The 22,918-nt window shown below is 43.5% G+C and carries 23 protein-coding genes; 5 read left to right on the top strand and 18 right to left on the bottom strand.

Annotated elements, in window-relative coordinates:
• Positions 1-2: 2 nt before the first annotated feature.
• The 7 genes from E5672_RS08005 to cmoA form a co-directional block, all read right to left on the bottom strand.
• Complete coding sequence (locus tag E5672_RS08005) at positions 3-671, bottom strand: phosphoglycolate phosphatase (RefSeq protein WP_136781720.1); 669 nt, start codon at positions 669-671, stop codon at positions 3-5.
• Positions 672-769: 98 nt separating this feature from the next.
• On the bottom strand, positions 770-2,524 hold the full coding sequence (locus E5672_RS08000) for a sugar phosphorylase (protein ID WP_136781719.1): 1,755 nt from the start codon (positions 2,522-2,524) through the stop codon (positions 770-772).
• Between the two features lie 5 nt (positions 2,525-2,529).
• The gene (locus E5672_RS07995; protein WP_136781718.1) at positions 2,530-3,753 is read right to left on the bottom strand and encodes a glycosyltransferase family protein; all 1,224 of its coding nucleotides are present in this window, start codon (positions 3,751-3,753) and stop codon (positions 2,530-2,532) included.
• 12 nt (positions 3,754-3,765) lie between these two features.
• Positions 3,766-4,575: an HAD-IIB family hydrolase gene (locus E5672_RS07990; RefSeq protein WP_136781717.1), complete on the bottom strand. Its 810-nt coding sequence runs from the start codon at positions 4,573-4,575 to the stop codon at positions 3,766-3,768.
• Complete coding sequence (locus E5672_RS07985; RefSeq protein WP_136781716.1) at positions 4,572-5,444, bottom strand: kinase; 873 nt, start codon at positions 5,442-5,444, stop codon at positions 4,572-4,574. The genes E5672_RS07990 and E5672_RS07985 overlap by 4 nt, the downstream gene beginning before the upstream one ends.
• A gap of 94 nt (positions 5,445-5,538) precedes the next feature.
• Positions 5,539-6,537: a tRNA 5-methoxyuridine(34)/uridine 5-oxyacetic acid(34) synthase CmoB gene (cmoB, locus tag E5672_RS07980; RefSeq protein WP_136781715.1), complete on the bottom strand. Its 999-nt coding sequence runs from the start codon at positions 6,535-6,537 to the stop codon at positions 5,539-5,541.
• A gap of 57 nt (positions 6,538-6,594) precedes the next feature.
• Positions 6,595-7,326 (bottom strand): carboxy-S-adenosyl-L-methionine synthase CmoA, encoded by a 732-nt coding sequence (gene cmoA, locus E5672_RS07975; protein WP_136781714.1) that lies wholly within the window; start codon positions 7,324-7,326, stop codon positions 6,595-6,597.
• 162 nt (positions 7,327-7,488) lie between these two features.
• Between cmoA and E5672_RS07970 the strand changes: the two genes are divergently transcribed.
• A complete protein-coding gene (locus tag E5672_RS07970) occupies positions 7,489-8,124 on the top strand; it encodes a response regulator transcription factor (protein ID WP_136781713.1) in 636 nt (211 codons plus the stop codon).
• A gap of 28 nt (positions 8,125-8,152) precedes the next feature.
• On the opposite strand, the gene E5672_RS07965 is transcribed toward E5672_RS07970, so the two are convergent.
• The 5 genes from E5672_RS07965 to purM all read right to left on the bottom strand — a co-directional run bounded on the left by E5672_RS07965 (position 8,153) and on the right by purM (position 14,101).
• The gene (locus E5672_RS07965; RefSeq protein WP_136781712.1) at positions 8,153-8,860 is read right to left on the bottom strand and encodes a CAP domain-containing protein; all 708 of its coding nucleotides are present in this window, start codon (positions 8,858-8,860) and stop codon (positions 8,153-8,155) included.
• The gene (gene fadE, locus E5672_RS07960) at positions 8,844-11,306 is read right to left on the bottom strand and encodes an acyl-CoA dehydrogenase FadE (RefSeq protein WP_136781711.1); all 2,463 of its coding nucleotides are present in this window, start codon (positions 11,304-11,306) and stop codon (positions 8,844-8,846) included. Before fadE ends, E5672_RS07965 begins: the two co-directional genes overlap by 17 nt.
• Positions 11,307-11,692: 386 nt before the next feature.
• Complete coding sequence (locus tag E5672_RS07955) at positions 11,693-12,454, bottom strand: DUF3108 domain-containing protein (protein ID WP_240692186.1); 762 nt, start codon at positions 12,452-12,454, stop codon at positions 11,693-11,695.
• The gene (gene purN, locus E5672_RS07950) at positions 12,414-13,064 is read right to left on the bottom strand and encodes a phosphoribosylglycinamide formyltransferase (RefSeq protein ID WP_136781710.1); all 651 of its coding nucleotides are present in this window, start codon (positions 13,062-13,064) and stop codon (positions 12,414-12,416) included. Before purN ends, E5672_RS07955 begins: the two co-directional genes overlap by 41 nt.
• The gene (gene purM, locus E5672_RS07945) at positions 13,061-14,101 is read right to left on the bottom strand and encodes a phosphoribosylformylglycinamidine cyclo-ligase (protein WP_136781709.1); all 1,041 of its coding nucleotides are present in this window, start codon (positions 14,099-14,101) and stop codon (positions 13,061-13,063) included. The genes purN and purM overlap by 4 nt, the downstream gene beginning before the upstream one ends.
• Positions 14,102-14,404: 303 nt before the next feature.
• Here purM and E5672_RS07940 point away from each other — a divergent pair, with 303 nt between their 5' ends.
• Both E5672_RS07940 and hda read left to right on the top strand, forming a co-directional pair.
• Positions 14,405-15,745 carry a DUF2066 domain-containing protein gene (locus tag E5672_RS07940; protein ID WP_136781708.1) on the top strand — a complete coding sequence of 447 codons (1,341 nt, stop codon included), beginning with the start codon at positions 14,405-14,407 and terminating at the stop codon, positions 15,743-15,745.
• 6 nt (positions 15,746-15,751) lie between these two features.
• Positions 15,752-16,489, top strand: a complete 738-nt coding sequence (hda, locus tag E5672_RS07935; RefSeq protein WP_136781707.1) for a DnaA regulatory inactivator Hda — start codon at positions 15,752-15,754, stop codon at positions 16,487-16,489.
• 164 nt (positions 16,490-16,653) lie between these two features.
• Here the strand turns inward: hda and E5672_RS07930 are convergent, their stop codons facing one another.
• The 3 genes from E5672_RS07930 to arsC form a co-directional block, all read right to left on the bottom strand.
• The gene (locus tag E5672_RS07930; protein ID WP_136781706.1) at positions 16,654-17,076 is read right to left on the bottom strand and encodes a DUF2069 domain-containing protein; all 423 of its coding nucleotides are present in this window, start codon (positions 17,074-17,076) and stop codon (positions 16,654-16,656) included.
• Positions 17,077-17,150: 74 nt separating this feature from the next.
• On the bottom strand, positions 17,151-17,759 hold the full coding sequence (gene wrbA / locus E5672_RS07925; RefSeq protein ID WP_136781705.1) for an NAD(P)H:quinone oxidoreductase: 609 nt from the start codon (positions 17,757-17,759) through the stop codon (positions 17,151-17,153).
• Complete coding sequence (arsC, locus tag E5672_RS07920) at positions 17,759-18,112, bottom strand: arsenate reductase (glutaredoxin) (protein WP_136781704.1); 354 nt, start codon at positions 18,110-18,112, stop codon at positions 17,759-17,761. The genes wrbA and arsC overlap by 1 nt, the downstream gene beginning before the upstream one ends.
• Before the next feature lie 219 nt (positions 18,113-18,331).
• Here arsC and E5672_RS07915 point away from each other — a divergent pair, with 219 nt between their 5' ends.
• Positions 18,332-18,841, top strand: coding sequence for a TlpA family protein disulfide reductase (locus tag E5672_RS07915; protein ID WP_136781703.1), 510 nt, complete (start codon positions 18,332-18,334; stop codon positions 18,839-18,841).
• A gap of 56 nt (positions 18,842-18,897) precedes the next feature.
• On the opposite strand, the gene bepA is transcribed toward E5672_RS07915, so the two are convergent.
• Positions 18,898-20,361, bottom strand: coding sequence for a beta-barrel assembly-enhancing protease (bepA, locus tag E5672_RS07910; RefSeq protein ID WP_136781702.1), 1,464 nt, complete (start codon positions 20,359-20,361; stop codon positions 18,898-18,900).
• 363 nt (positions 20,362-20,724) lie between these two features.
• On the opposite strand from bepA, the gene E5672_RS07905 reads away from it, so the two are divergent.
• The gene (locus E5672_RS07905) at positions 20,725-21,798 is read left to right on the top strand and encodes an AI-2E family transporter (RefSeq protein ID WP_136781701.1); all 1,074 of its coding nucleotides are present in this window, start codon (positions 20,725-20,727) and stop codon (positions 21,796-21,798) included.
• A gap of 69 nt (positions 21,799-21,867) precedes the next feature.
• Here E5672_RS07905 and bcp read toward each other — a convergent pair whose 3' ends face one another.
• Both bcp and E5672_RS07895 read right to left on the bottom strand, forming a co-directional pair.
• Positions 21,868-22,332, bottom strand: a complete 465-nt coding sequence (bcp, locus tag E5672_RS07900) for a thioredoxin-dependent thiol peroxidase (protein WP_136781700.1) — start codon at positions 22,330-22,332, stop codon at positions 21,868-21,870.
• Positions 22,310-22,873 (bottom strand): glycine cleavage system transcriptional repressor, encoded by a 564-nt coding sequence (locus E5672_RS07895; RefSeq protein ID WP_136781699.1) that lies wholly within the window; start codon positions 22,871-22,873, stop codon positions 22,310-22,312. Before E5672_RS07895 ends, bcp begins: the two co-directional genes overlap by 23 nt.
• Between the last annotated feature and the right edge of the window lie 45 nt (positions 22,874-22,918).

Raw genomic sequence — 22,918 nt, 5'->3', positions numbered from 1 at the left:
TATCAGTGTAGTTTCAGTATGTCACTAAAGTTATCTAGCACCCAGTTAGGCTGATAGGTCGCAATACTTTCGCCGTAATTGTACCCATAGGTAAGGCCTATACTTTTTATATTAGCGGCTTTTGCAGCAAGAATATCGTTCTTAGAATCGCCTACCATTACACATTGTGCAGGCGAAATATGAAGCTTTTCACAAGTATACAGAAGGGGCAGGGCGGAAGGCTTCTTCTCCGGTAAACTGTCACCGCCTATAGTAAGGGAAAACAGTGCTGACAATGAAAATGCAGACAGAATAGGCTCAATAAACTCTGAAGGTTTATTGGTGATCAATACAAGCGTGTACCCTCGATTTTTTAGTGCATGTAGCGTGTCGAAAACCCCGTCGTAAAGCTCAGTACTCTTAGTTTTTAACGTTCGATAATAGAACAAAAACTTTTCTAACGCGGCATCAATCTCAGGTTGCATATGGTGGCGGTCAATCTCCGCCCCCCCACTCAACCCTCGTTCTACTAGAACACGGGCGCCATTTCCTACCCAGAGCCTAATTACCTGTTCGTCGTAAGTCGGCAGTTGATAATGCCTTAGCATCTGATTTAAAGCGGTTGCCAAATCGGGCACAGAGTCGACAAGTGTTCCGTCTAAGTCGAAAAAGAAAGTATCAATTTTTTGCATTACAAATTTAATTAGTGAGCTCGTGTAGTAAGCATAACACCGCAGTATCCTTACCGCGGAAGATATATTTAGCTACCTGGCCTTTAAAACAAACCTAATTATTCAAAATCCTGGTTGCTTATCCAAAGTACTTGATAAGGTTTCATTTGTAAGAAGCCACTCGATAGAGCTATTTCATCACGGGTTATAAGATCAATCCAATTATCTGTACCGATAAGGTTGATATCAGACAGTAAAATAGTTTGTTCTTCGTCTGAAATATTACTAATACAGAAGACACTTTGTTTTCTGTCCAAGCTTTGACGCCAGTAACCAAATAATTGATTACCAAGCTGCAATGTAAACTGCGTTGCATTTGGGTGGAATGCAGGCTGCGCTTTACGTATGCGTATAAGCTGCGAGATTCTAGTAAGTACTTTATGGTGCTGTGAAAAGGGCGAGTCTAATAGAGCCTCTAATTCGTTGAAGTCCCAACGCTTTCTATTGATTGAACGATTTTGTCCTGTATTAGCGACTTTTTCGTAATCGTTGGATGTGCCGAGTAAACTGTGAATGTAAATTCCTGGTATACCTTCCATACCTAACATTATGGCGTGAGCACAAATAAATCGGTCTACTTGATACTTATCAGGGCCCTTGGTGGTTCCTTGCAGCGCGTCGAACAGTGTGATGTTTATTTCGTAAGGCTTTTGCTGTCCATGATCAGAAGCTCGCCACGACACTTTGCCGCCAAAGTGCTGCATTGTATGCACAAGTTCTGAAATTTCCTCGTCGGTTAGCAAGCCTTCCGCCGGGCGCAAGCCAATGCCATCATGTGAGGCGATAAAGTTAAAGTAGGCTGTGCCGTTTTGGGCCGGCGGCATGCTCATCATCCAGCTTTTCAAATAAGTGCAGTCACCCGTTACAAGCGTATTAACTAGTAACGGAGGTAGTGAAAAGTTATAGATAGCATGGGCTTCGTTAGCATTACCAAAATATGTTAAGTTTTCCCTGTTGGGAATATTGGTTTCAGTAATAATAATGATTGAAGGGTCAACATGTTCAATCAGCGTTCGGATCAAACGTATGACTTCATGTGTTTGGAACAAATTAATACAGTTTGTGCCAACAATTTTCCAAAGGAAGGCCACAGCGTCCAAACGAAAGAGCTTTGCGCCCTTATCAATATACAGTTTAATAATATCAATAAACGCTAATAAAACTTTGGGGTTTCTGAAGTCAAAATCGACCTGGTCATGGCTGAAGGTACACCACACATGCTTAGTGCCGTTTGCGGTTTCTGTCTCACGTAGTAACGGCGATACTCTGGGGCGGGTTACCATAGACAAATCATCGGTTGGATCTGCGGTAAAGAAAAAGTCAGATCCCGGACCTTCGCCTTTCACAAAGTTATCGAACCACGCACTTCTTGCAGAGCAGTGATTTATTACTAGATCTGTCATCAGCCCATAGTCAGCAGCTATAGCCTGGATGTCATCCCATGTGCCTAAAGCCTCGTTTACGGTTGAATAATCAATCACCGAGAAGCCATCATCAGAACTATATGGGAAAAACGGCAAGATATGCACGTTGTTCACCGTGTTCTTACAATAGCGATGCAAAAACTTGTTCAATGTAACTAAGGGGCGCTCACCCTCATCAATCACGCTATCACCATAGGTAATCATTATGATGTCGTCTTCATCCCAATAATTGTGATGAGACTGAGGTGAAGCAATATCCGTTTGCTGCTGAATGCCTATCGTGTTCATTAAATCAGTCGCTAGGGTCTCGTAAGAGACGTCTAGCGCTACATCAGCGTAAATGCTTTCTAAATGGTGCTTTACTTTGTCATGGAGAAGGTCCCATGCCATATTACTTACTCCATATATTCTGCAGTATCGGCTTCAACCGCTTCTAATAATCGTTCTAATATATCAGGTACCGCACTGGTTACACGGTTCCAACTTGGAATGAACGGTGTTTCCATAGGGTTTTCAAGAAAGTTCTGTCCCGCTTTCATAATGTTGCTGGCAAACATTTCTACAGCCTTTTCTTCGCTGTGAATATCTAAGCTTAGACCATTCATTACCGCGTCATTGTGGTAGGTTTCTATAAAATCTAGCGCAATACGGAAATAGGTTGCCTTAATTGAACGGAACATCTCATTGCTAAACGTATAGCCTTGCGTGGCCAATTTTCTAAAAATGGCTTTGGTAATGTCGATAGACATTTTTGATAAGCCACCTTGATCATTGTTAAGCGAAAGATCTTGGTGTTTGTGGTCGTAAATATCGCATATATCAGCTTGGCAAAGACGATTATGCGAATAATTGCGGTGCATTTCAGACAGCACGCCAATCTCTAGCCCCCAGTCGCTTGGTATGCGAATGTCATTTAATACGTCGCGTCTAAACGAGAATTCACCTGCAAGCGGGTAGCGGAAGCTGTCCATAAACTCCAAGTATTCGTTATCTCCCATTATGCGTTTCAAAGCACGAAGTAAAGGCGTAACAAGAAGCCGTGAAACACGACCATTAATTTTACCGTTAGCTACACGCGCGTAATAACCCTTACAAAACTCATAGTTGAACATGGGGTTGGCAACAGGGTAGATAAGCTTGGCCAGCAGGTCTTTGTTGTAAGTAACAATGTCACAATCGTGCAATGCTACTGATTCAGCGCGGTTAGAAGCCAACACATAGCCCATGCAATACCAAACGTTACGGCCTTTACCTAACTCTTTCGGGGCCAAACCTTGTGCCTGAAGCTCTTCATCAAGCGCTTTAAGACGCGGGCCATCGTTCCACAGTACCCTGTGATGCTGAGGAAGCTTTCCGAAAAATTTTAATGCGTGTTTGTACTGTTCTTCATTGGCACGATCCAGACCGATAACAATTTCTGACAAGTAGGGAACGTCGGTTAATTCGTTGACGATATGTGGAAGTGCATCGCCTTCAAGTTCAGAGAAAAGCGATGGAAGAATAAGTGCCATGGGGCGCTTTTGTGAAAATTGTAAAAGTTCAGCTTCTAGCTCCTCGGTAGGACGACGAGCCAAGTTATGTAACGTAGTAACCACACCATTTTGATAAAAATCAGCCATGTGTCCTCCTGATTATAGGGATAGCAATTGAGTAAGCATTTCGTTCCAGCCTTCTGGGCCAGTTAGGGTGCTGGTATAGACCTCTTCTTTTTTTACAGTGGGTGGAGGATTTACCGGTGATAAAATGCGAATAGGGACGTGCGCTGCCTCAAGCATTGCTACGTCGTTCTTACCATCGCCAAGGGCGATAGTGTTAACTTTGGTGGTATGCTGTTTTTGATATTCATTGGCCAACCATTTTAGTGCTTGGCCTTTATCGCAATTTCCTGAAATATGAATAAAACGGCCTCCTTCTAGCGGAAAGGCTCCGCGGTCTTTTACAACCTTTAAAAAACGCTGTTTTTCATCGTCAGTACCAAGCCATAAAACGGGTTCGCCAAACTGGCGCTTTGCAGCAAGTGATGCTGAACGTTCATCAAGACCCGTACATTCTTGAATTTCTTCATTCGACATCTTCGAGAATTGTTTATATTTCCCTTCAAATTCACCGCCGATTTTTTCTAAAAGCTTGATCCAATAGTTTTTATTAGAAATGAAAGCTTTACACCAGTAACCATCTATCCAAACCGTACCGCTAGGCTTTTGCTTGAAAAAGCCATGGGGAATAAAAATAGCGGCACCGTTTTCTATGATAAAGGGCCCGTCCAAACCAATACTTTCACGTAATGGCTGCAATTCAGCAAAGGTCTTGCTAGTGGTCGGAATAATGGGAATGTCCCTTTTTTCTAATGCCGTTAAAGCCGGTTTCGCCGCCTCAAAAGAGTAGGTATGGTGGTCTAACAGCGTGCCGTCCATATCGGTGAAAACAAGCGTTTTCGTCATCGTTTTACGTCCTGTTTAGTTATCGTTCTTTTTTCATCAAGATAAAACACGGTGTCGCACTTTTCAGGCAAGTGTTTTAATGCGTGTTCAGTGATGCGTTGGTAGTGTTGCACAAAGTTTGCCACTTCTTCGTCTGTCATAACGCCATCACTGTCTTTTAGCGCTTTTTGTGCAAGTTTATGTTCTTGTTCTAAACGCCATTGATAAACGCAGTCAAAACTTGGTGCTTTAAGCATAATGCGATAGTCGATTTTGTCGAATAGCGTTTGGTAATCTCCGGCTAATTCCGTATTAACGAAAGAGCGCCAAATACTAAGTGGGTCCTCAACTTCTTCAAGGTGATTGACAGGCCTTTTAAGTTCACCTGAAGCCTGTGGTATAGCGCCCACACACCAACCTTCAAGTATGATGAAATCAGGTGAAGATTCTATTACAGGCCATTGTTCTTGCGGAAACGGGTTATCTATCGCCTTATTAAAACGGGGTAGCGAAGAGCGTGCGCCTTTTTCTAAACTACGAAACGTGTTTAAAGCAAGCCTTGTGTCGTGAGTCCCAGGTACACCGCGGGTTGCTAGAAGGGGGTGAACTTTAATAGCAAGGGCATTTCGCTGCGACTGATCATAGTAAAAGTCGTCAATAGAAAGTGATACCACTTGCTTGTTGTGAACCGAACTAAGGAAAGATTCGATAAAACTGGTCAGAGTAGATTTACCTGAACCCTGACTACCATTTATGCCAACTATAAATGGTTTTGTTGCACCTTTTTGGTGCTTAAGCAGTTGCTCACATAATGGGATGAACCATTTTTGTGCAGTTTCTGCATAGGTACTTGGCAATTGATGCGTCGTAAGAAAGCCATGTATATCCATGTTGTCACCTTAATCAATGCAGAATTCGCACGTTCTTCTTGATTACGGTAACAACATTTGTGCCAATAGAGTACTTGGGGCGTGGGTATACTACCTACTTCTTATTTGCGACAATTACGGCCCGTTGTGGTGCAGGGTAACCTTCGATGGTGCGAGTAATATCTTCCGGATTGAGAAAATCTTTCAAAGATTGTGATTCCATCCACGATGTGGAACGTTGTTCATCTAACGTTGTATGATTAATATCCACAACGCGAATATTTTCAAAGCCTAGTCGGCCTAACCAAACAGAAAGGGCAGCAGTGCTGGGTAGGAACCAAACGTTGCGCATTTGAGCGTAGCGCTCACCCGCCATCAACACTGTGTTTTCATCACCGTCTACTACCAGTGTTTCAAGAATCAACTCGCCGCCTTTTCTTAGCTGATCTTTAAGCTGTTTCAAAAACGCCATTGGATCTTTGCGGTGATAAAGCACGCCCATAGAAAATACGGTATCGAAAGCTTTTAGCGGCTGCATGTCTTCAATGCCCATAGGCAGAAAATGTATATTGTCGGCAGCGACATCGGTTTCACTAATAAATTGTTTAATGGCGTGAAATTGAATTAGAAACAGTTGGGTAGGATCTATGCCAATTACCTTGCTGGCACCTTCGCCAAGCATTCGCCACATGTGATAACCACTACCACAGCCTACATCCAATACGTTTCGGTCCTTAAGTGAGGCAATGTGGGGGGCCACGCGCTCCCATTTCCAATCTGAACGCCACTCAGTATCAATGTGAATGCCATGCAGGTGAAACGGACCTTTTCGCCACGGCATAAACTGCTTTAACAGGCCCTCTATTTGCTTTTGAGTATATTTATCAACGTCATTTTCGGTGCCAACTGAAACGCTTGATGATAAATCAACAAAGCTTGGAGATGTAGAAGGTAGTTTGTTAAGTAAGCGGCACCATTTATCAAATTCACCATGCTTGGCGTTTCGCTGCCAGTCATTCATTTGTGCTGGTAGCGTTTGCAGCCAATGCGAAAGAGGGCTGTCAATTAACGATTTATAGCAATCGTTAAACCAAGTCTGTTCTAGTTTACTCATAATATTCTTTGTATATTTTTTAAATCGAAATGATGCGTAAGGTCAACGCGCGCGAGATTAACCCTTAATAGCGACCATAGAGGTGAAGTTATAGCACTTGTACCACATAACAACATCGGCAAACCCCACCTTTTTTAAGCGGCTTTCATGCTCACTGAACGTATCAGTTAGCATTACTTTCTCTAACGCCGCGCGTTTTTGGCTGACCTCAAGTTCGCTGTAACCGTTGTCGCGCTTAAATTGGTGGTGTAAATCTATCAGTAGTTCATTTCCATTGAGGGTAGGGTGACGAATTTTTTCTGACAACACCAACATGCCACCTGGGTTAAGCCCGTCGTAAATACGTTTTAATAGCGCCTCGCGGTCAGCGGGAGGAATGAACTGTAAAGTGAAGTTCATCACAACCAGTGACGCATTATTTATTTCAACGTTTTGAGCAAACCCATGTTCGATTGATATTGGATTTGGCAGCGTGAATGTCTGCACAACGCGCTTACATCGGTCAACCATTGCTTCAGATGCATCGACCCCTATAATTTTACATGTTTCGTTAGGCAGAGCTCTTGCTATAGAAAGGCTTGCGGCCCCAAGACTACAGCCAAGGTCGTAGACTACCGAGTTTTTAGATACGGCCAGTTTGGCGAGTTCACCAATGGTATGGACAATTGTTTCATATCCAGGTACCGAACGCTGAATCATATCTGGAAACACATCAACCACAGACTCGTCAAATTTAAAGTCATCTACTTTATTGAGTGCCTTTGCGTATATATTGTCGTGCTTCTTCACAGTGGTTCTTCAATTAGCTAATTTGAGCGCAATTTTAACGCCTGATGTGTAAATGCCAATGGAAAACACTAAATTTGTGAGATTTTTATGTATTAGGTCTTTTCGTTAATGGTCTAAAGTATTAATCTATACACATAATACAAAAAGGAAGCAGTAACGCTAATGACGAGAATTCTAGTAGCAGACGATCACCCATTGTTTCGCGAGGCTTTGAGCGGCGCGTTAGAACCTTACTTTGAAAATGCGCAAATTATTCAAGCGGGAAGTTTGGATGATGCGTTGGCAAAGCTAAACGAATTTGACGGCGTTGAACTTATCCTGCTTGACCTTAATATGCCTGGCGGTGAGTATTTCAACGGCCTTATTACACTACGTGAGCAATACCCGAACATTCCTGTCGGCGTTGTTTCTGGTAGCGATACGGTTGAAGTTGTGGCGCAGGTAATGAGCCTAGGTGCACAAGGCTTTATCCCTAAAGTATCTCAAACGAGAGAAATTGCTCAGGCTATCGTGGATATCATTGGCGGTAAGAAGTGGCTTCCAGAAGGTATGGAAGAAGAACTTGATAAAGTTGATGACGAATTAAAAGTGCTATTGCAGCGCTTCCGTGAGTTGACGCCAAAGCAAATTCAGGTGCTTTCATATTTAAGAGCTGGTTTGATGAACAAGCAAATTGCTCACGAAATGAATGTTACCGAAGCAACTATTAAAGCACACATCAGTGCCATACTGCGTAAATTAGAGATTAACACACGTACTCAGGCTGTATTGCTGATGGATAAGCTTCAGCTTAGCTAATTCACTCTATATGAATAAAAAAGCCGGATTACTCATCCGGTTTTTTTGTCTTTAAAGTAATATTGCCGCTCTTAGTTACAATGTCTAAACCTTTATCTGGTACATGATCAAACTTCTTTTGGCGTTTCAAGAGTAACATCGTTGATGAGGTATCGTCTTTTAGAGAAGTAGCAGTGTCCGCTAACTTAGTAAGATAAACTGCCCAATATTCAACATGTGGTGTAGAGTAGTCTTTGTGAAACGCGATGCCAACTTGGTCTTGCTCTTCATAGAAAGGTAGTTCGCCGAGCAGGTGCTGCCGATGGGATGTCGACCTTTTCAAAGCATACCAAACATCTTCAGCAGTAGCGTATCCCCCAGCTAGTGCTTCAACTTGGTTGCTCATAGCATTGCCATAGTATTCAGGTAGTGTAAGTCCCGCGTCTCTAATGCGGGTGTTGGGACTGCCCCCCAGAAAATGCGAAACCAAGCCTCTTTCAGCCATGTCTTTTGCTTTAACTTCAGCTAATTCAACAAGTATAGGGTTACACTTTAAAAGTTTTCTTTGTTGCCCTTTATCGTAAGCAATGAGTAAAGATAATGCCTGTGCTTGTTTACTGTTGCCACATGTCACGGTATCGGCAACGCAGTGAGTGTGACCCGCACATATAATTAGCGAGGAAATAATGAGTTTGCGATAAAAAAGGCCGCGACTGCGGCCTTTTTTTCTAGAAGATAAGTTAAGCAGCTTTACCACCTCGCTTTTTAGTAACGCTAGTAGAGTTTACTTTCGCTACCAATTCTTCATGGTCGAAGTCATCAACATTGATTGTACGAAGTCGTCCTGCTTCAGTCTTGCGCAGAAGGTTCGCTTCGTCTTCGTTGATTATGCCCTCAGCTAGCGCCTCTTCAGCCAATGAGTCTAAACGAGTGAATGGAAGTTTAGCTTTCTTATGCTTGCAAATGCGCTCAAAAATAGGCTCGCTTGCTAATACATCATCAAGGGTTTGTTCTAGATCCCCAAACAAGCTACCTTCTTCACGAGTAAGGTATTGACCATAACCCAAGCGGCTACGCGCCGTTGAAGGGGTTTGAAGCATTTGTGCAATGGCGTGTTCAGTTTTGTCAGAAGGCTTGCCAACGCGACGACCAAACGGGATCACCATAACGCGAAGTGCACCAGCGATTGCGCGATTTGGGAAATTCGCTAAAAAGTCATCAATAGCGGTTTCAATATCGTGCAGTGTAGTTTGCATTGCCCAATGTAGAAGCGGAAGGTCTTCTTTTAAACGGCCTTCTTCGTCGAAGCGTTTAAGGGTTGTACTACCCATGTAAAGACCACTTAAAATGTCACCTAAACGTGCTGACAGACGTTCACGACGCTTAAGATCACCACCAAGCACGCCCATAGAAACGTCCGTTAACAATGCTAGGTTAGCGCTGTAACCTTGAAGCAACTTGTAATAACGCGCCGTTTCGTCAGTAAACGGTGCGCTGCTGAATGCGCCATTAGTCAATGAGAACCAAATACTGCGAACAGTATTAGCTACCGCAAAGCCAATATGACCGAATACCGCTTTATCAAACGCCTTCAAAGCTTCTTTCTTGTCTTCTATAGACGCAGCTTCTATTTCCTTAAGCACGTAAGGGTGGCAACGCATTGCACCTTGACCGAAGATCATCATATTACGGGTTAGAATGTTGGCACCTTCAACCGTGATGGATACAGGCACACCTTGATAACCACGGCCTAAGTAGTTATTTGGCCCAAGCATTACGCCTTTTCCGCCGTGAACATCCATCGAGTCGTTAATGACTTGACGCATTTTCTCGGTTAAGTGGTATTTACAGATAGCTGAAATAACAGAAGGTTTCTCGCCTAGGTCAACACCTACCGTCGAGAAACGCGTTACGCCGTCCATTAGGTAAGCATTACCGCCAATGCGCGCAAGCATTTCTTCAACACCTTCCATATGACCTACCGGCATGCGGAACTGACGACGAATACGTGCATAAGCGCCTGTTGCAAGTGATACCGATTTAGCGCCACCAGCAGCAGATGAAGGAAGGGTAATACAGCGACCTACCGACAAACATTCAACAAGCATACGCCAGCCGCGACCAGCCATCTTTGGACCACCAATAATGTAATCGATTGGCACAAAGATCTCTTCACCCTTAATAGGGCCATTTTGGAATGGCGTGTTAAGAGGGAAGTGACGACGGCCAATTTCTAGCCCCTTTGTATCACGAGGAATAAGAGCACATGTGATACCCGGCTCTTTGTTATCGCCTAGAAGGCCTTCAGGATCTTGAAGTTTGAAGGCAAGGCCAATAACTGTAGCAACGGGGGCAAGGGTAATGTAACGCTTGTTAAAGGTTAGGCGCATACCTAACACTTCTTCACCGTTCCATTCGCCTTTACATACCACACCAACATCCGGGATCGCACCAGCATCTGAACCTGCTTCAGGCCCAGTCAATGCAAAACAAGGGATTTCTTCACCTGCAGCAAGGCGAGGAAGATAGTGATCTTGCTGCTCTTTTGTACCATAGTGCTGAAGAAGTTCGCCCGGGCCTAAAGAGTTTGGAACACCAACAGTACTTGATAGTACTGCGCTTACGCCCGCAAGTTTTTGTAGGACACGTGATTGTGCGTACGCTGAAAACTCAAGGCCGCCATACTCTTTTTTGATGATCATGGCGAAAAATTTGTGTTCTTTAAGGAACTGCCAAATTTCAGGAGAAAGATCTGCGTCTTTATGGTTTATTTGCCACTCATCAACCATTGAACAGACTTTGTCACAAGGACCGTCTAAAAACGCTTGTTCTTCGGCGGTCAGTCGGCCTTTAGGTATGCGATGTAGTTTGTCCCAGTCAGGCTTACCGCTAAAGATATCGCCATCCCACCAAACGGTACCCGCGTCAATCGCTTCTTGCTCAGTGCTCGACATTTCGGGCATAACTTTGCGATAGAACGCTAGCAGCTTTTTAGAGATGTGTTGTTGTCTGATGTTTGCAAGTGTGAAAGGCAGTGTTAAAGCAAGGAACACTACCCAACCAAGCAGGCCGATGTCACCAAAAAGAGTGCCTAAAATCATTACACCTGCGCCCATGGCAACAGCCGTTACCAAACTGGTTCGTTGATAACTAGCAACCGCTAGTGTCAGAACGACCAGTAAAAACCATATAAAATCTGCCATACTTCACTCCTGAAAGGCGTTAAACGTTACGCTCGTCTTGTTCTCTATACTGCAACGCGCTTAGATAAAAAGCGGTATAAGTGCGAGGTCTGACCAGCATGCTGTAAACCTATTATTTAATAGGGCAAAGATCAAGATTTTTACATGAATATTCTATTAACAGCGACATAAATAATAGGGTAGTGCGTTATTCGCTCTTCAAGTATAGTCGTTGCTTATAAATACTGATTTAGAATATGAATTGATACGCGAAACTAGAACGAATTTCGTTAGGATAAGACAGCAACAGTGCAAATAAAAAAGCACGTCTGACTGTTAGTCATAACGTGCTTTTTTCAGCAATTGTGAAAAAGTTGTTGAGACAAAAAACGGTCTATCTCAATGCGTTATTGCGTCTCGAACGATTTCAATTTGATATCGCCCTGTTCATCGCCTTCTTTGAACTGTTGCAAACGAACTAACGTGTAGTTAAGTGATGGCGCAAACCAAGCAAACGTCTCTCGCTTATTAGAGTCGCGAATAAGCTTTACTTTTACCGTTTCTATTTTTCCAAAAGGTAACGACAATACTTCTTCATCAACAACCTGAACGCCATAATGGCGAAGCTCGCCGCGATAGTTTACAAAGTTATAATCTAAAGACGTTTTGCCTTGGGCTAGCTGCTTTGCAAGATCTATTCGGTAAATTTGATTATCAAATTCACCGTTCCAGTCAAACGTTTCGCCATTTTCGACAGCAATTTTACCTTGTCCTTGCTGACTAAACGTGACTTTAAGCTCTTTATCAGGACCTGTACCCGAGCGATTATAGTAATACTCTGACGGTACTACAGTATTATCATCGACCGTAAAGATAGAGTGTTCGCTTCGCTTGTCAGACAAGAAAAACTTCGACACCTTTGACGTATAAATCAATGAATACTGTTTATCGCCTAATTTCGAAAGCTCAATATTAGCTTCGCCTACGTCGTCACCCCATTTATATGCGGTATAGGTTGCCTTGTAGGGCTGAAGCGGTAGCTCTACATTGTTAGCACTCTCTGTGCTAGGGTTTGCTTGCGCGGTCATTGAAAGCGATACGGCTAACAATGCGCCTAAAGCAAAAGGCTTAGTCGCTTGCATAACCAGATTCTGGTAATTCTTGCTCATCTAAAACTGCCTTATTGTTTCGCATCGATAATCGTCCTGCACTAAACCATGAAAGTACGACAGGATAGATGCGGCGTTCTTGTTCCTGAACTCGCTCAGCTAAGTCGCTAGCCGTGTCTTCATCAAACACAGGCACACGACTTTGAATGATAACCGGGCCACCATCGAGTTCAGGTGTGACAAAGTGCACGCTAACACCGTGTTCTTTGTCTCCATTGTCGATTGCTCGCTGATGCGTGTTCAAACCTTTGTACTTTGGCAACAAAGATGGATGAATGTTCACTAATTTTCCAGCAAAGCAGTCGACAAACTCAGGGGTTAAAATACGCATAAAGCCAGCAAGAACAACACAGTCTGCGCCGAAAGCTTCAATTTGTGCTTTAAGTGCTTCGTCATAAGACTCTCGAGTGTCGAAACCAGTATGATCAAGACACACCGCATCAATCCCTGCTTCTTTAGCGCGCTCAAGACCGTAAGCATCAGGGCGATTGCTAATGACACCGCTAATTTGCGCGTTAAGACGACCTGCTTTTATTTCATCGATAATGGCCTGTAAATTACTGCCGTTACCTGAAATAAGCACGCATAGTTTAGTTACACTGTTACTCACGCGTTAATCTCTACTTGCTCTTCACCGTCTTTTGCAGCGATATCACCGATTACCCATGCGTTTTCGCCGTGTTGCTTAAGGATGTTAAGCGCTGCATCAGTGTCGTTTTCATCTACTACGATCACAAGGCCTACGCCGCAGTTAAAGGTACGGTACATTTCGTGTCGAGTCACGTTACCGTTTTCTTGCAACCATGAGAAAATTGCAGGCCATTCCCATGTACTTTCGTCAATAACCACTTTTGCATCTTCTGGAAGTACGCGAGGAATATTTTCCCAGAAACCACCACCGGTAATGTGAGAGATAGCACTTACTTGAACTTTTTCGAGTAGCGCCAATACCGACTTAACATAAATGCGAGTAGGCTCAAGAAGCTGGTCGATTATTGGCTTACCGTTAAGGTCTGCATTCACATCAGCACCGCTAACTTCAATAATCTTTCTAACTAATGAGTAACCGTTTGAATGAGGGCCCGAAGAACCCAGCGCAATTAGTTTTTGACCTGGTTTAACGTTAGTGCCGTCAATAACCTTATCAGCTTCAACCACGCCTACGCAGAAACCTGCAATATCGTAGTCGCCATCGTGGTACATACCAGGCATTTCAGCAGTTTCACCACCAATAAGTGCACAGCCTGCTTGTTCACAACCCGCACCAATGCCGGTAACTACTGACGCTGCAACATCAACGTCAAGTTTACCTGTTGCATAGTAATCTAGAAAGAATAGGGGCTCGGCACCTTGTACAATAAGGTCATTTACGCACATTGCTACTAAGTCGATACCAACGCCATCATGACGGTTTGCATCCATAGCAACTCTTAGTTTTGTACCCACGCCGTCAGTACCTGAAACAAGTAGCGGCTTTTTATATTTTGTAGGCAGTTCGCAAAGTGCACCAAAACCACCCAAATTACCTTTTACTTCTGGTCGATGGGTTTTTTTGGTAACAGATTTTATGCGTTCAACGAGTTGATTACCTGCATCGATATCTACGCCTGCATCTTTGTAACTTAAAGAGGTTTTATTTTCGCTCACGGTTGGGCCCTGAAACTAAGAGGTAGAAAACCGCGGATTCTACCAGCAAGTCGACACAAGTCCAATTTGTAGCTGCTATTTTATGCGCTTTTTGATCTTTTTTATTTTAAGGGTGAAATTAAACACAATATAAAAGACAATAGAACGCTATCTTTTGGTGAACATCTTGCTTAGCGAAGTGTCTTGCTCTGTGAACCAGAGCAATCAACGTGAATGGTAGACTGATTTCAAACGAATTTTGAAAAAGGCTTAGCTCATTATTGGGTAGGTAAGGAATTGATTTTAAGAAGGTATGGAGTGTCAATGTCGACGGCAGTAATGCGTAACACCAATGAGACATATAAAAAGAGAGTACGGTTAAAAGCTATTTTGGGCGTCTCATTTTTAGCAATGCTTAGCTGTAGTGCTTTTACGCAGGCAGCTCAGCGCGTAGTTGTTAACGAAGCGCAAATACAAGTTGAAGATCAAACTCAACGTACTCAACAGGCGGCGCTTAAAAAGGCATTAAGGCAAGTATTCATAAAGATGTCAGGCAGCACCCGTGTGCTTGATAACCCCGGAGTGAAAGCAGCCTTGTCCTCACCTCAGTCGTTACTGCGCTCATATCGCTTTGCGTTTGATAACAACAGAACGTATTACATCGCCGAATTCGATCAGGCTAAGCTTAATGATATATTGCAACGGGAACTCTTGCCGCTATGGGGCGATAGACGCCCAGAGACTATTGTGTGGCTAGCACAAGAAGACGAAAACGAAACCCGCGTTATACTTGAAGAGTCGTTGAATACAGACTTACAGCATGCGTTAAAGCAAACCGCAAAAGAGCGAGGTGTCCCCCTTAGCCTGCCTTTGATGGACTTAACCGACAACGTCAATATTTCCACCTATGATGTATGGGGACGCTTTGTTGAGCCGCTACGTAAAGCATCAATGCGATACAGTGTCGATAACATCATTGGTGCAAGGGTGTATCGTAATGACCCCAGTGCGATCCCCGATTTACCTGAAAACGTTGTGCCCTCTGGCACGGTGGAGTCATTAGACAATGTACTCACTGGCGAGGCACAAGTCAGGCGTCAAAACGACCAATTAAATGCCTATGAAAACGGTACACAAGAAACAGTGTCCGAAGAAGTCGTATCTGAAGAGCGGGGGCCAGTAGAAAACACTACAGTACCTTTTACCATGAACGAATTTGCCAATTATGCCAAGCGCGCAGATGAAGGTGACTACGCGCTAGATTGGGTTTTCATCGGCGGTGGGAAAGTAAGCTACGGAAGCATTTACGGTGATTCACCGCAAGCGTTGGGTAATCAACTCGTGGATGCGTATTCGAATTACCTTTCATCCCTTTATGCTATTGTTGGCATTGATGAATCGGAACGCGAAGTTATCAAGGTTTCAATTGCTAACATTGGTTCAATTGGAAGCTATGCAAATGCCACAGACTATTTGAACAGCTTAAGCGTAATCGAAAACGCAACGCTGGTAGAACAAGCAGGAACTGTAGCGACGTATTCTCTTACCCTAGTGGGGACCGTTGAAGATTTACTTAACAACATTAAGTTGGAAAATAAATTGCGCCCTGTGACAGACGCATACGGACAAACCGTGCAGGGACACAGTTTTTATTGGAGCAATTAATTTAGCATGCAGTTGCCTTTGCCTGTAACGTTACCCGTTGACGAAAACTTCGATAGTTTTGTTACAACAGGCAACGAAGAAGTCGTTTCAGTTCTTGAGCAGATTGTAGATGCCTTACCACTTTGGCGAACTGCTCAAGAATTAGGGCCGCTGACTTCGCTGCAACTACCATTGTTAACCTTGTTAGGCAGCACTGCGGTTGGTAAAAGCCACTTGCTGTTTGCCGCCTGTCATCAATTGGCGGGTAAATCGGTTAATCATCTTTATTTGAACCTTAATGATCATAAGGCCTGGTCGCTAGATATTTTCGAGGGGCTTGAGAATTTGTCGCTTATTGCGTTGGACAATATTCACGCAATAGCGGGCGATATGCGTTGGGAAGAGGCACTGTTCGATCTTTTAAATCGCGTTATCGAAACAAAACAAGCGATGGTCATATGTACCAGCCATCTAGGCCCTTCAAACCCAGCTTTTGTCTTGCCCGACTTGCGTTCACGACTAGCATGGGGGGTTATCTATCATGTTAATCAGCTCGATGATAACGGCCGTGAAGAAGCTGTTCGCCTGCGAGCCGCAGAGCGTGGTTTGAAACTTTCAAACCAAGCACTACAGTTCTTATTGCATCACAGTGAACGGGATCTCAAAAGCCTCATGTCCTTGTTAGCTCGCTTAGATACGCGCTCACTCCAAGAACAAAAGAGACTTTCTGTGGGCATGGTTAAGCGTGAGCTTAACTTAAATTAGCTAAAGCGTGAGCTTAACCTAAGTTAGCTAAAGCGAGAGCTTAACCTAAACTAGCTAAAGTGTGGGCTTAACCTAAACTAGCTAAAGCGTGGGCTAGTTGATATTTATCTCCCTCGTATGACAAGACTAAGTGGCTTAAAATATCATAGCCTTTCATTCAATTATTATTGCTTAGTCTGTTCGAAACGGGCTTTTTCTTCCTGCATTTCTTCTTTTAGCTTTTTAAGCCCAAGCCCTAATTCGCGACCGCGTTTTCTGGCAAATGCGCTACAGCCAACAAACATTCCGGTACATAAGATAATTTCTACTACCGCATACCACCGTTCATCAGGTACTGCATATGCAACGGTGCAGCCGTGAATTAAATAAAATAAAACAACGAAGTTAGCCCATGCATGCGTATAAGGTTTGCCCTTTAGCACACCCCAGTAGGGGAGCAATAAAGGTAAAATGTAAAATAAGGCAATAAACAACGGTGAGTAGGTATGCGCTTTAGTAAATGTAAACTGCCAAAGTGATATCCATACGATCAACCCTGTGTGGCTAATTAGTGCTAGATAGCGAAAAAAACGCGTATCTGGTGCCATGTTTATTCTCCGATGATATAAAATTTTATTGCTTGCGTTAATTGTGCATTAACGCCTAATAGGTACAGTGCAGTTTAAACGTTGCTTGCTAACTTCCTGGCGAATGTGGCTAAACGCTTGCCTTGTGCAAAACACAGTGCTTTTTCATCTGAGCTTAGCTGCTCTGGCGCACTTAAACTGTGGTGCGCAACGTGCGTAACACCGTATGGGCTTCCTCCCATTGTGGTATTGTGAAGCTCAGGCTCGCTATACGGTAGGCCACAAATTACCATGCCGTGATGAATAAGTGGGACCATCATAGAAAGTAGCGTTGACTCTTGCCCGCCATGCATTGACGAAGATGATGTAAATACACAGGCAGGTTTATCAATTAATGCACCTTTTAACCACTGGCTACTCGTTGAATCCAAGAAGTGCTTTACCGGCGCTGCCATATTACCAAAGCGGGTAGGGCTTCCCAGCGCTAGAGCGCTACACTGCTCAAGTTCTTGTAGCGTCACTTCAGGTGCAGCACTAGAGGCATCATTTCTCACTTGTGCGTTTGCGTCGCTAACGTCATTGAGACTTTTAACTGTGCGTACAATAACCGGCACATCTTGTGACGATATACCTTGCGCAATGGCATCGGCAAGACGCTTCGTGCTGCCATGACGGCTGTAATAAAGTACAAGAACTGGGTGCACTATAATATTTCCAATACCGCTTCAGGTGGACGACCAATTCGTGCCTCGTTGCCTTTTATGACAATTGGACGCTCGATAAGCTTTGGTGTTTCAGCCATGGCATCAAACAGTGCGTCGTCAGATACAGCGTCGTCGCCTAAATTTGCCTCTTTGTATTCTGTCTCTTTAGTACGCATCATTTCTCTAACCGATCCAACGTTAAGTTTTTTAAATATCGATTTGAGCTCTTGAGCATTTAAAGGGTGCTTCAGATATTCGACAACAGACGGAGTAGCACCTTTTTCTTCAAGTAACGCAAGTGTTTGTCTGCTTTTAGAGCAACGTGGGTTGTGAATAATAGTGATGTCTGACATAAATGCCCCTTTTTACCGATTGTTTCTTTTGGCGCGAACTATTGCGTTTTTGCCTTCGAATATCAAGCAGTTTACCGGTAACTCTTAATAAATTGAGCATTATCCCTATTTCACTGGGTAGAAAAGAACGAGTTCCATAAATTTTACGCTTAAAATTCTATTAGAGAAGCACATGAGAATCTGGCACTATGGATAAAATACAAGAAATTAGGGAGTTGCATGTTGTTCTCACCGTTTTTAAGAAATGTGGGTAAAACTAATCCAGTCCTTCTTGTTCTCCTTTTCACTGCTGCCGTTTTGGCGGGCGCATTCACTTATCAGAGTCTTCAAGAGGATTTTGAAACCTTAGATGGAGAATCATACCGCTGGCATGATCTTCAAGGTCAATGGGTGGTCATTAATTACTTTGCGCCGTGGTGTGCACCGTGTCTTCGAGAAATGCCTGAATTAGCGTCTTTTCATCAGTCGCGTCCCGACAACACCCAGTTATTTGCCATTAATTACGACCCAAAAACAAAGTCTGAACTCATTACCATGACAAAAGAGTTTAATATCACGGTGCCTGTTATCGTAAGTGCCCCTGACATTAAATTACCCATGTCGAAGCCGCCATACCTGCCAGCTACTTATATAATTGGCCCCGACGGAGAGGTAAAAGAGACACTGATGGGTGAGGTGACAGCATCAAGCTTGCGCCAGCGCCTTAACGAATTAAAAGGCGCTGGGTAAATTTAGTGATAAAGGGAAAAGCGATTGAAACAACGGCATAGCAGCAATGTTATTGTTTATAATTGCTCTAAGCGCTCTTCTTGATCGCGAAATTGTTTTATTCGCGCCCTTATACGCTGTTTTTCAAGATGGTCATCGCCTGCAAAGTTATACGCATATTGAAGTTCGTCCACCGCGCGATTGTAAGCACCGTAAAGGGCATAAACTTCAGCTTTGCTTTGATGCATTTGCGAAAACCTTTTTGACTTCTGGTAAGCTTCGCTCATTAACTGATGGGCAATCTGATAATCCTTTCTAACTAGTAAGAAGTCCTTTAGTAATGAAATGGCATCATCATATTTTTGTGCGCTTATTAACGCGTTCGCCTGATTAAGTGCCAATACTTGGTTTCTAGGGTTATGCGTAACGTGAGGCTTCAGCATCTCTACGGCTTTTAATGGCTGGCCCATAGAGATATAAATATCAGTCATCGCGTCGAGATAGAAAAGATTGCCTTTGTCATTAACAATAAGCTCATCCATTAATTTTTTGGCCTGCTCGATTTTCTCGGAGCGCATATATGCCAAAGCCAAACCGTAAAGAGACGCCTCTTTGCTACGCTGTACATCTTGTGCAACGGCCGCTTCAAAATACTCAATCGCGTAGTCAGCTCCAAAAGAGTAGCGGGCTTTTATACGCGCTTTTGCTAACTCAAATTGTTTATTGATTGGCAAATAGCGTCTTGGGTAATCACCAGCGCGATTTCTTGCATCAGCAATACGGGTTTCTGTTAGGGGGTGAGTAAGGAGACGTGCAGGTGGACGAGACACCATACGGTATTCTTCCGCCATGGTTGAGAAAAATGAGGCCGCGGCGTTTGGGTCAAAGCCTGCTCTTGCCAGCATGGCAATACCAATTCTGTCAGCTTCCTGTTCATTTGATCTGGTGTAGTCAATTTGCAGTTGCGCTGAGGCCGCTGTACCGGCTTGCATAGCCGCAATTCCCGCTTCTGGGTTCGCCATAGCGATTAGCACACCACCAATAAGAGAAGCCAAAGCTAAAGGTGAAGAGCGTTGTTGTGCCTGCATGCGTCGAGCAATATGGCGCTGCGTAACGTGAGATATTTCGTGAGCAAGTACCGACGCTAATTCGCTTTCATTTTCTGCACGGCGCATTAAGCCGGTATGAACACCAATATGGCCGCCGAAGAACGCAAACGCGTTAATAGCGTCGTTGTTAACCCAAAAAAACTCAAAAGGAAACTTTGCGTTGTCAGCGTGCACAACTAATCGATTACCAATGTCTTGAAGGTATTCGTCTAATACGGGGTCCGAGATAATAGGGCTCTGACCACGCATCTGCCGCATTACCGCATCGCCTACAATCATTTCCTTATCTAAAGATATAGCATCCGAGGCTACAACACCTATCTCGGGCAAGGCATTTTTATTGCTGTACTTAGCATCCTGTGCAACAGCCGTTAAGCTCGATGTGAGCACGAAGGAAAGGGCAACCAAAGATGCTGAAAACTTTTTTCTCATGAACCTACAATCATTGTACGTGTTTAATACTGCTTAACGCTTAGAGCACTAAGTTGTTAAACAGTTTCAATTTTATTTCTTATTATGTCCGGTTAAATGCAATTGCAATAATTAAGGTATCGCTTTTACATGCACGAGACCGGGATTTACGGAGGTATACTTCACCGTTTCAATGCTATGCATTACGTATTTTGAAACACTTTATCGCATTTTGTTCTACAACTACTCTACACACTAATCATAATACTGTAAAAACATCATACCAGTTTGATTTTGAAAGATTCTTAACTACTACTTATTGCTAATTGCTAGCGCTATCAACTATGATGCGTGTCCTATTCTTGGTTATTTCTAGGCGTTTCTATGATTAGCGTTTTTGGTCGTTGGTACCGACGCAAATTTTCTGACCCTGATGCAGCGATGCTGCTAATTTTGATTCTTCTGACCACGGCAGTATTGCTGCTGTGGGGCGAACTAATCATGCCTGTATTAGTCGCTGCTGTAATAGCGTACCTGCTTGATTGGCCTGTGAGCCGTTTAGTTAGCATAGGGGTTGGTCGCACCTTAGCATGTGCTGTGGTGTTGTTTGGCTTTATCACGGTGACTATTTTAACCTTAATTGGTTTGGTTCCCATTATCTCTAAACAAAGTGTGAATCTTATTCAAGAAACGCCGTTGATTTGGCAGAAGGCGCAGGAATGGATTTTAACGCTACCTGACAAATACCCAGACTATGTGCAGGTGTATCAAATACACCAGATGATGGAGGGGCTAAATGACAAACTCGTGGAAGTGGGGGAAACGTTAATTTCTGCTTCGTTTAGCAACATTGCTAATTTGGCCGCGTTGCTTGTTTACGTAGTTCTGGTGCCGTTGATGGTGTTTTTCATGTTGAAAGACAAATTGTTTTTTGTTGAGAGTATCTCTCGGTTATTGCCAAAAGAGCGTCGCTTGATCACACAAGTTGGACACGAGATGAACTCTCAAATTGCCAATTATATTCGCGGCAAAGTGATTGAAATAATCATTGTTGGTGTAGTGAGTTGCGTAACTTTTGTACTTATGGATTTGCGATATGCCATTTTGCTTGGTGTTTTAGTCGGTTTCTCTGTGCTCATTCCATATATTGGTGCGGCAGTGGTAACCATTCCAGTAGCGGTCGTTGCTATGTTTCAGTGGGGTATATCGCCAGAGTTTTGGTACTTAATGATAGCGTATGGCATCATTCAAGCGTTAGATGGTAATTTACTGGTCCCCTTGTTGTTTTCTGAAGCGGTAAGCCTGCACCCTCTTTACATCATTGTTGCGGTCTTGGTATTTGGCGGGCTATGGGGCTTTTGGGGCGTATTTTTCGCAATTCCTCTTGCCACTCTAGTAAAAGCCGTTATTACGGCGTGGTCTAGTAACCCAGTGGCTATACCCGACGAAGTAAAATAGTGCATTGATTCTCATAAAAAAGCCCCGGCAATATTTCGTTGCCGGGGCTTTTTTGTATTTGAGGCTGAGTTAACTGTTCAAGTAATCAAGTACTACAGTGTGGTGCTCTTTTGTTTTGAACTTATTGAATACGTGCTCAATAACTCCGTTTTCATCGATTAAGAATGTTTGGCGATGAATACCGTCGTATTCTTTGCCCATAAACTTCTTTGGCCCCCACACGCCAAAAGCATCCGCTACCGCGTGGTCCTCGTCGGAAAGAAGGGTAAAATTAAGATTCTCTTTTTCAATAAACTTGGGCAAACGCTTTACGGCATCTGGACTTACACCTAGCACAACCACGTTTTTCGCCTTGAGCTCTTCGTTCACATCGCGCAGGCCCTGTGCCTGAACCGTGCAGCCTGGCGTCATCGCTTTAGGATAAAAGTAAACCAGTACCTTTTTACCAGAAAAATCGGTTAAAGAAACGGTCTCGTCGTCTTGGTTTTGCAGTGAGAACTGTGGGGCTTTATCACCAGCTTGTAACGTTTTCATTGGGATCCTTTTTATGTTTGTCTACTACTTTGCCTGTCACATTTAACGCATCGAACAGGGACATTAGATCAGATTCTAAAGCATCAACATTTTCATCAGAAGGAATCGAAACAACAAATTTACATCGCATATTGTCTTTTCCAGTGACTTTGTCTTTAAACGTACGTTGACGAAACGCGCTTATCATTGCGTGTCGGTCAGCGAAAAAGCCAGTCACTGCTTTAATAAGGCCCGCTGTATCTTCACCACTAAACTCAACATTAAACAAGTGCGCAAGATTCTGCTTTTCATGATGACTTGTACGCTTCATCATTGACAACAAATCCAGTCGCTGGAATAGAGGAGGTAGAATACATTCTGCTTTTGTTATGGCGCTTTGCGCTCCTTCGATGATCATTGTCAACGAGAACTCTCTGCCATATATAGCTTGTCTACTATCGAGAATATTGCACTGAGCTTCTGATACTGTCGTTGCAATTTCGCTTAAAATGCCACTTTTGTCTGTACCCAGAATGGTGACGATAAGTTGGTGTTTCGACATCTACTTCACTTCAATGTTAATAATGTCGGGATGTTAGCACAGAGT

Origin of the sequence: Alteromonas portus, assembly GCF_005117025.1 — a bacterium.
Lineage (GTDB): Bacteria > Pseudomonadota > Gammaproteobacteria > Enterobacterales > Alteromonadaceae > Alteromonas > Alteromonas portus.
The sequence above is the reverse complement of the archived record's forward strand: the minus strand, read 5'-3'. Positions and strand labels throughout refer to the sequence as shown.

Excerpts from the sequence above, each read along its gene's own strand:
- E5672_RS07930 (WP_136781706.1), bottom strand. The coding sequence starts at position 17,076 with ATGGCACCAGATACGCGTTTTTTTCGCTATCTAGCACTAATTAGCCAC.
- arsC (WP_136781704.1), bottom strand. The coding sequence starts at position 18,112 with ATGTCAGACATCACTATTATTCACAACCCACGTTGCTCTAAAAGCAGA.
- E5672_RS07940 (WP_136781708.1), top strand. The coding sequence starts at position 14,405 with ATGTCGACGGCAGTAATGCGTAACACCAATGAGACATATAAAAAGAGA.
- E5672_RS07915 (WP_136781703.1), top strand. The coding sequence starts at position 18,332 with ATGTTGTTCTCACCGTTTTTAAGAAATGTGGGTAAAACTAATCCAGTC.
- E5672_RS07905 (WP_136781701.1), top strand. The coding sequence starts at position 20,725 with ATGATTAGCGTTTTTGGTCGTTGGTACCGACGCAAATTTTCTGACCCT.
- bcp (WP_136781700.1), bottom strand. The coding sequence starts at position 22,332 with ATGAAAACGTTACAAGCTGGTGATAAAGCCCCACAGTTCTCACTGCAA.
- E5672_RS07995 (WP_136781718.1), bottom strand. The coding sequence starts at position 3,753 with ATGGCTGATTTTTATCAAAATGGTGTGGTTACTACGTTACATAACTTG.
- E5672_RS07985 (WP_136781716.1), bottom strand. The coding sequence starts at position 5,444 with ATGGATATACATGGCTTTCTTACGACGCATCAATTGCCAAGTACCTAT.
- hda (WP_136781707.1), top strand. The coding sequence starts at position 15,752 with ATGCAGTTGCCTTTGCCTGTAACGTTACCCGTTGACGAAAACTTCGAT.
- bepA (WP_136781702.1), bottom strand. The coding sequence starts at position 20,361 with ATGAGAAAAAAGTTTTCAGCATCTTTGGTTGCCCTTTCCTTCGTGCTC.
- E5672_RS08000 (WP_136781719.1), bottom strand. The coding sequence starts at position 2,524 with ATGGCATGGGACCTTCTCCATGACAAAGTAAAGCACCATTTAGAAAGC.
- E5672_RS07895 (WP_136781699.1), bottom strand. The coding sequence starts at position 22,873 with ATGTCGAAACACCAACTTATCGTCACCATTCTGGGTACAGACAAAAGT.
- E5672_RS08005 (WP_136781720.1), bottom strand. The coding sequence starts at position 671 with ATGCAAAAAATTGATACTTTCTTTTTCGACTTAGACGGAACACTTGTC.
- E5672_RS07970 (WP_136781713.1), top strand. The coding sequence starts at position 7,489 with ATGACGAGAATTCTAGTAGCAGACGATCACCCATTGTTTCGCGAGGCT.
- E5672_RS07955 (WP_240692186.1), bottom strand. The coding sequence starts at position 12,454 with ATGAGCAAGAATTACCAGAATCTGGTTATGCAAGCGACTAAGCCTTTT.
- cmoB (WP_136781715.1), bottom strand. The coding sequence starts at position 6,537 with ATGAGTAAACTAGAACAGACTTGGTTTAACGATTGCTATAAATCGTTA.
- fadE (WP_136781711.1), bottom strand. The coding sequence starts at position 11,306 with ATGGCAGATTTTATATGGTTTTTACTGGTCGTTCTGACACTAGCGGTT.
- E5672_RS07990 (WP_136781717.1), bottom strand. The coding sequence starts at position 4,575 with ATGACGAAAACGCTTGTTTTCACCGATATGGACGGCACGCTGTTAGAC.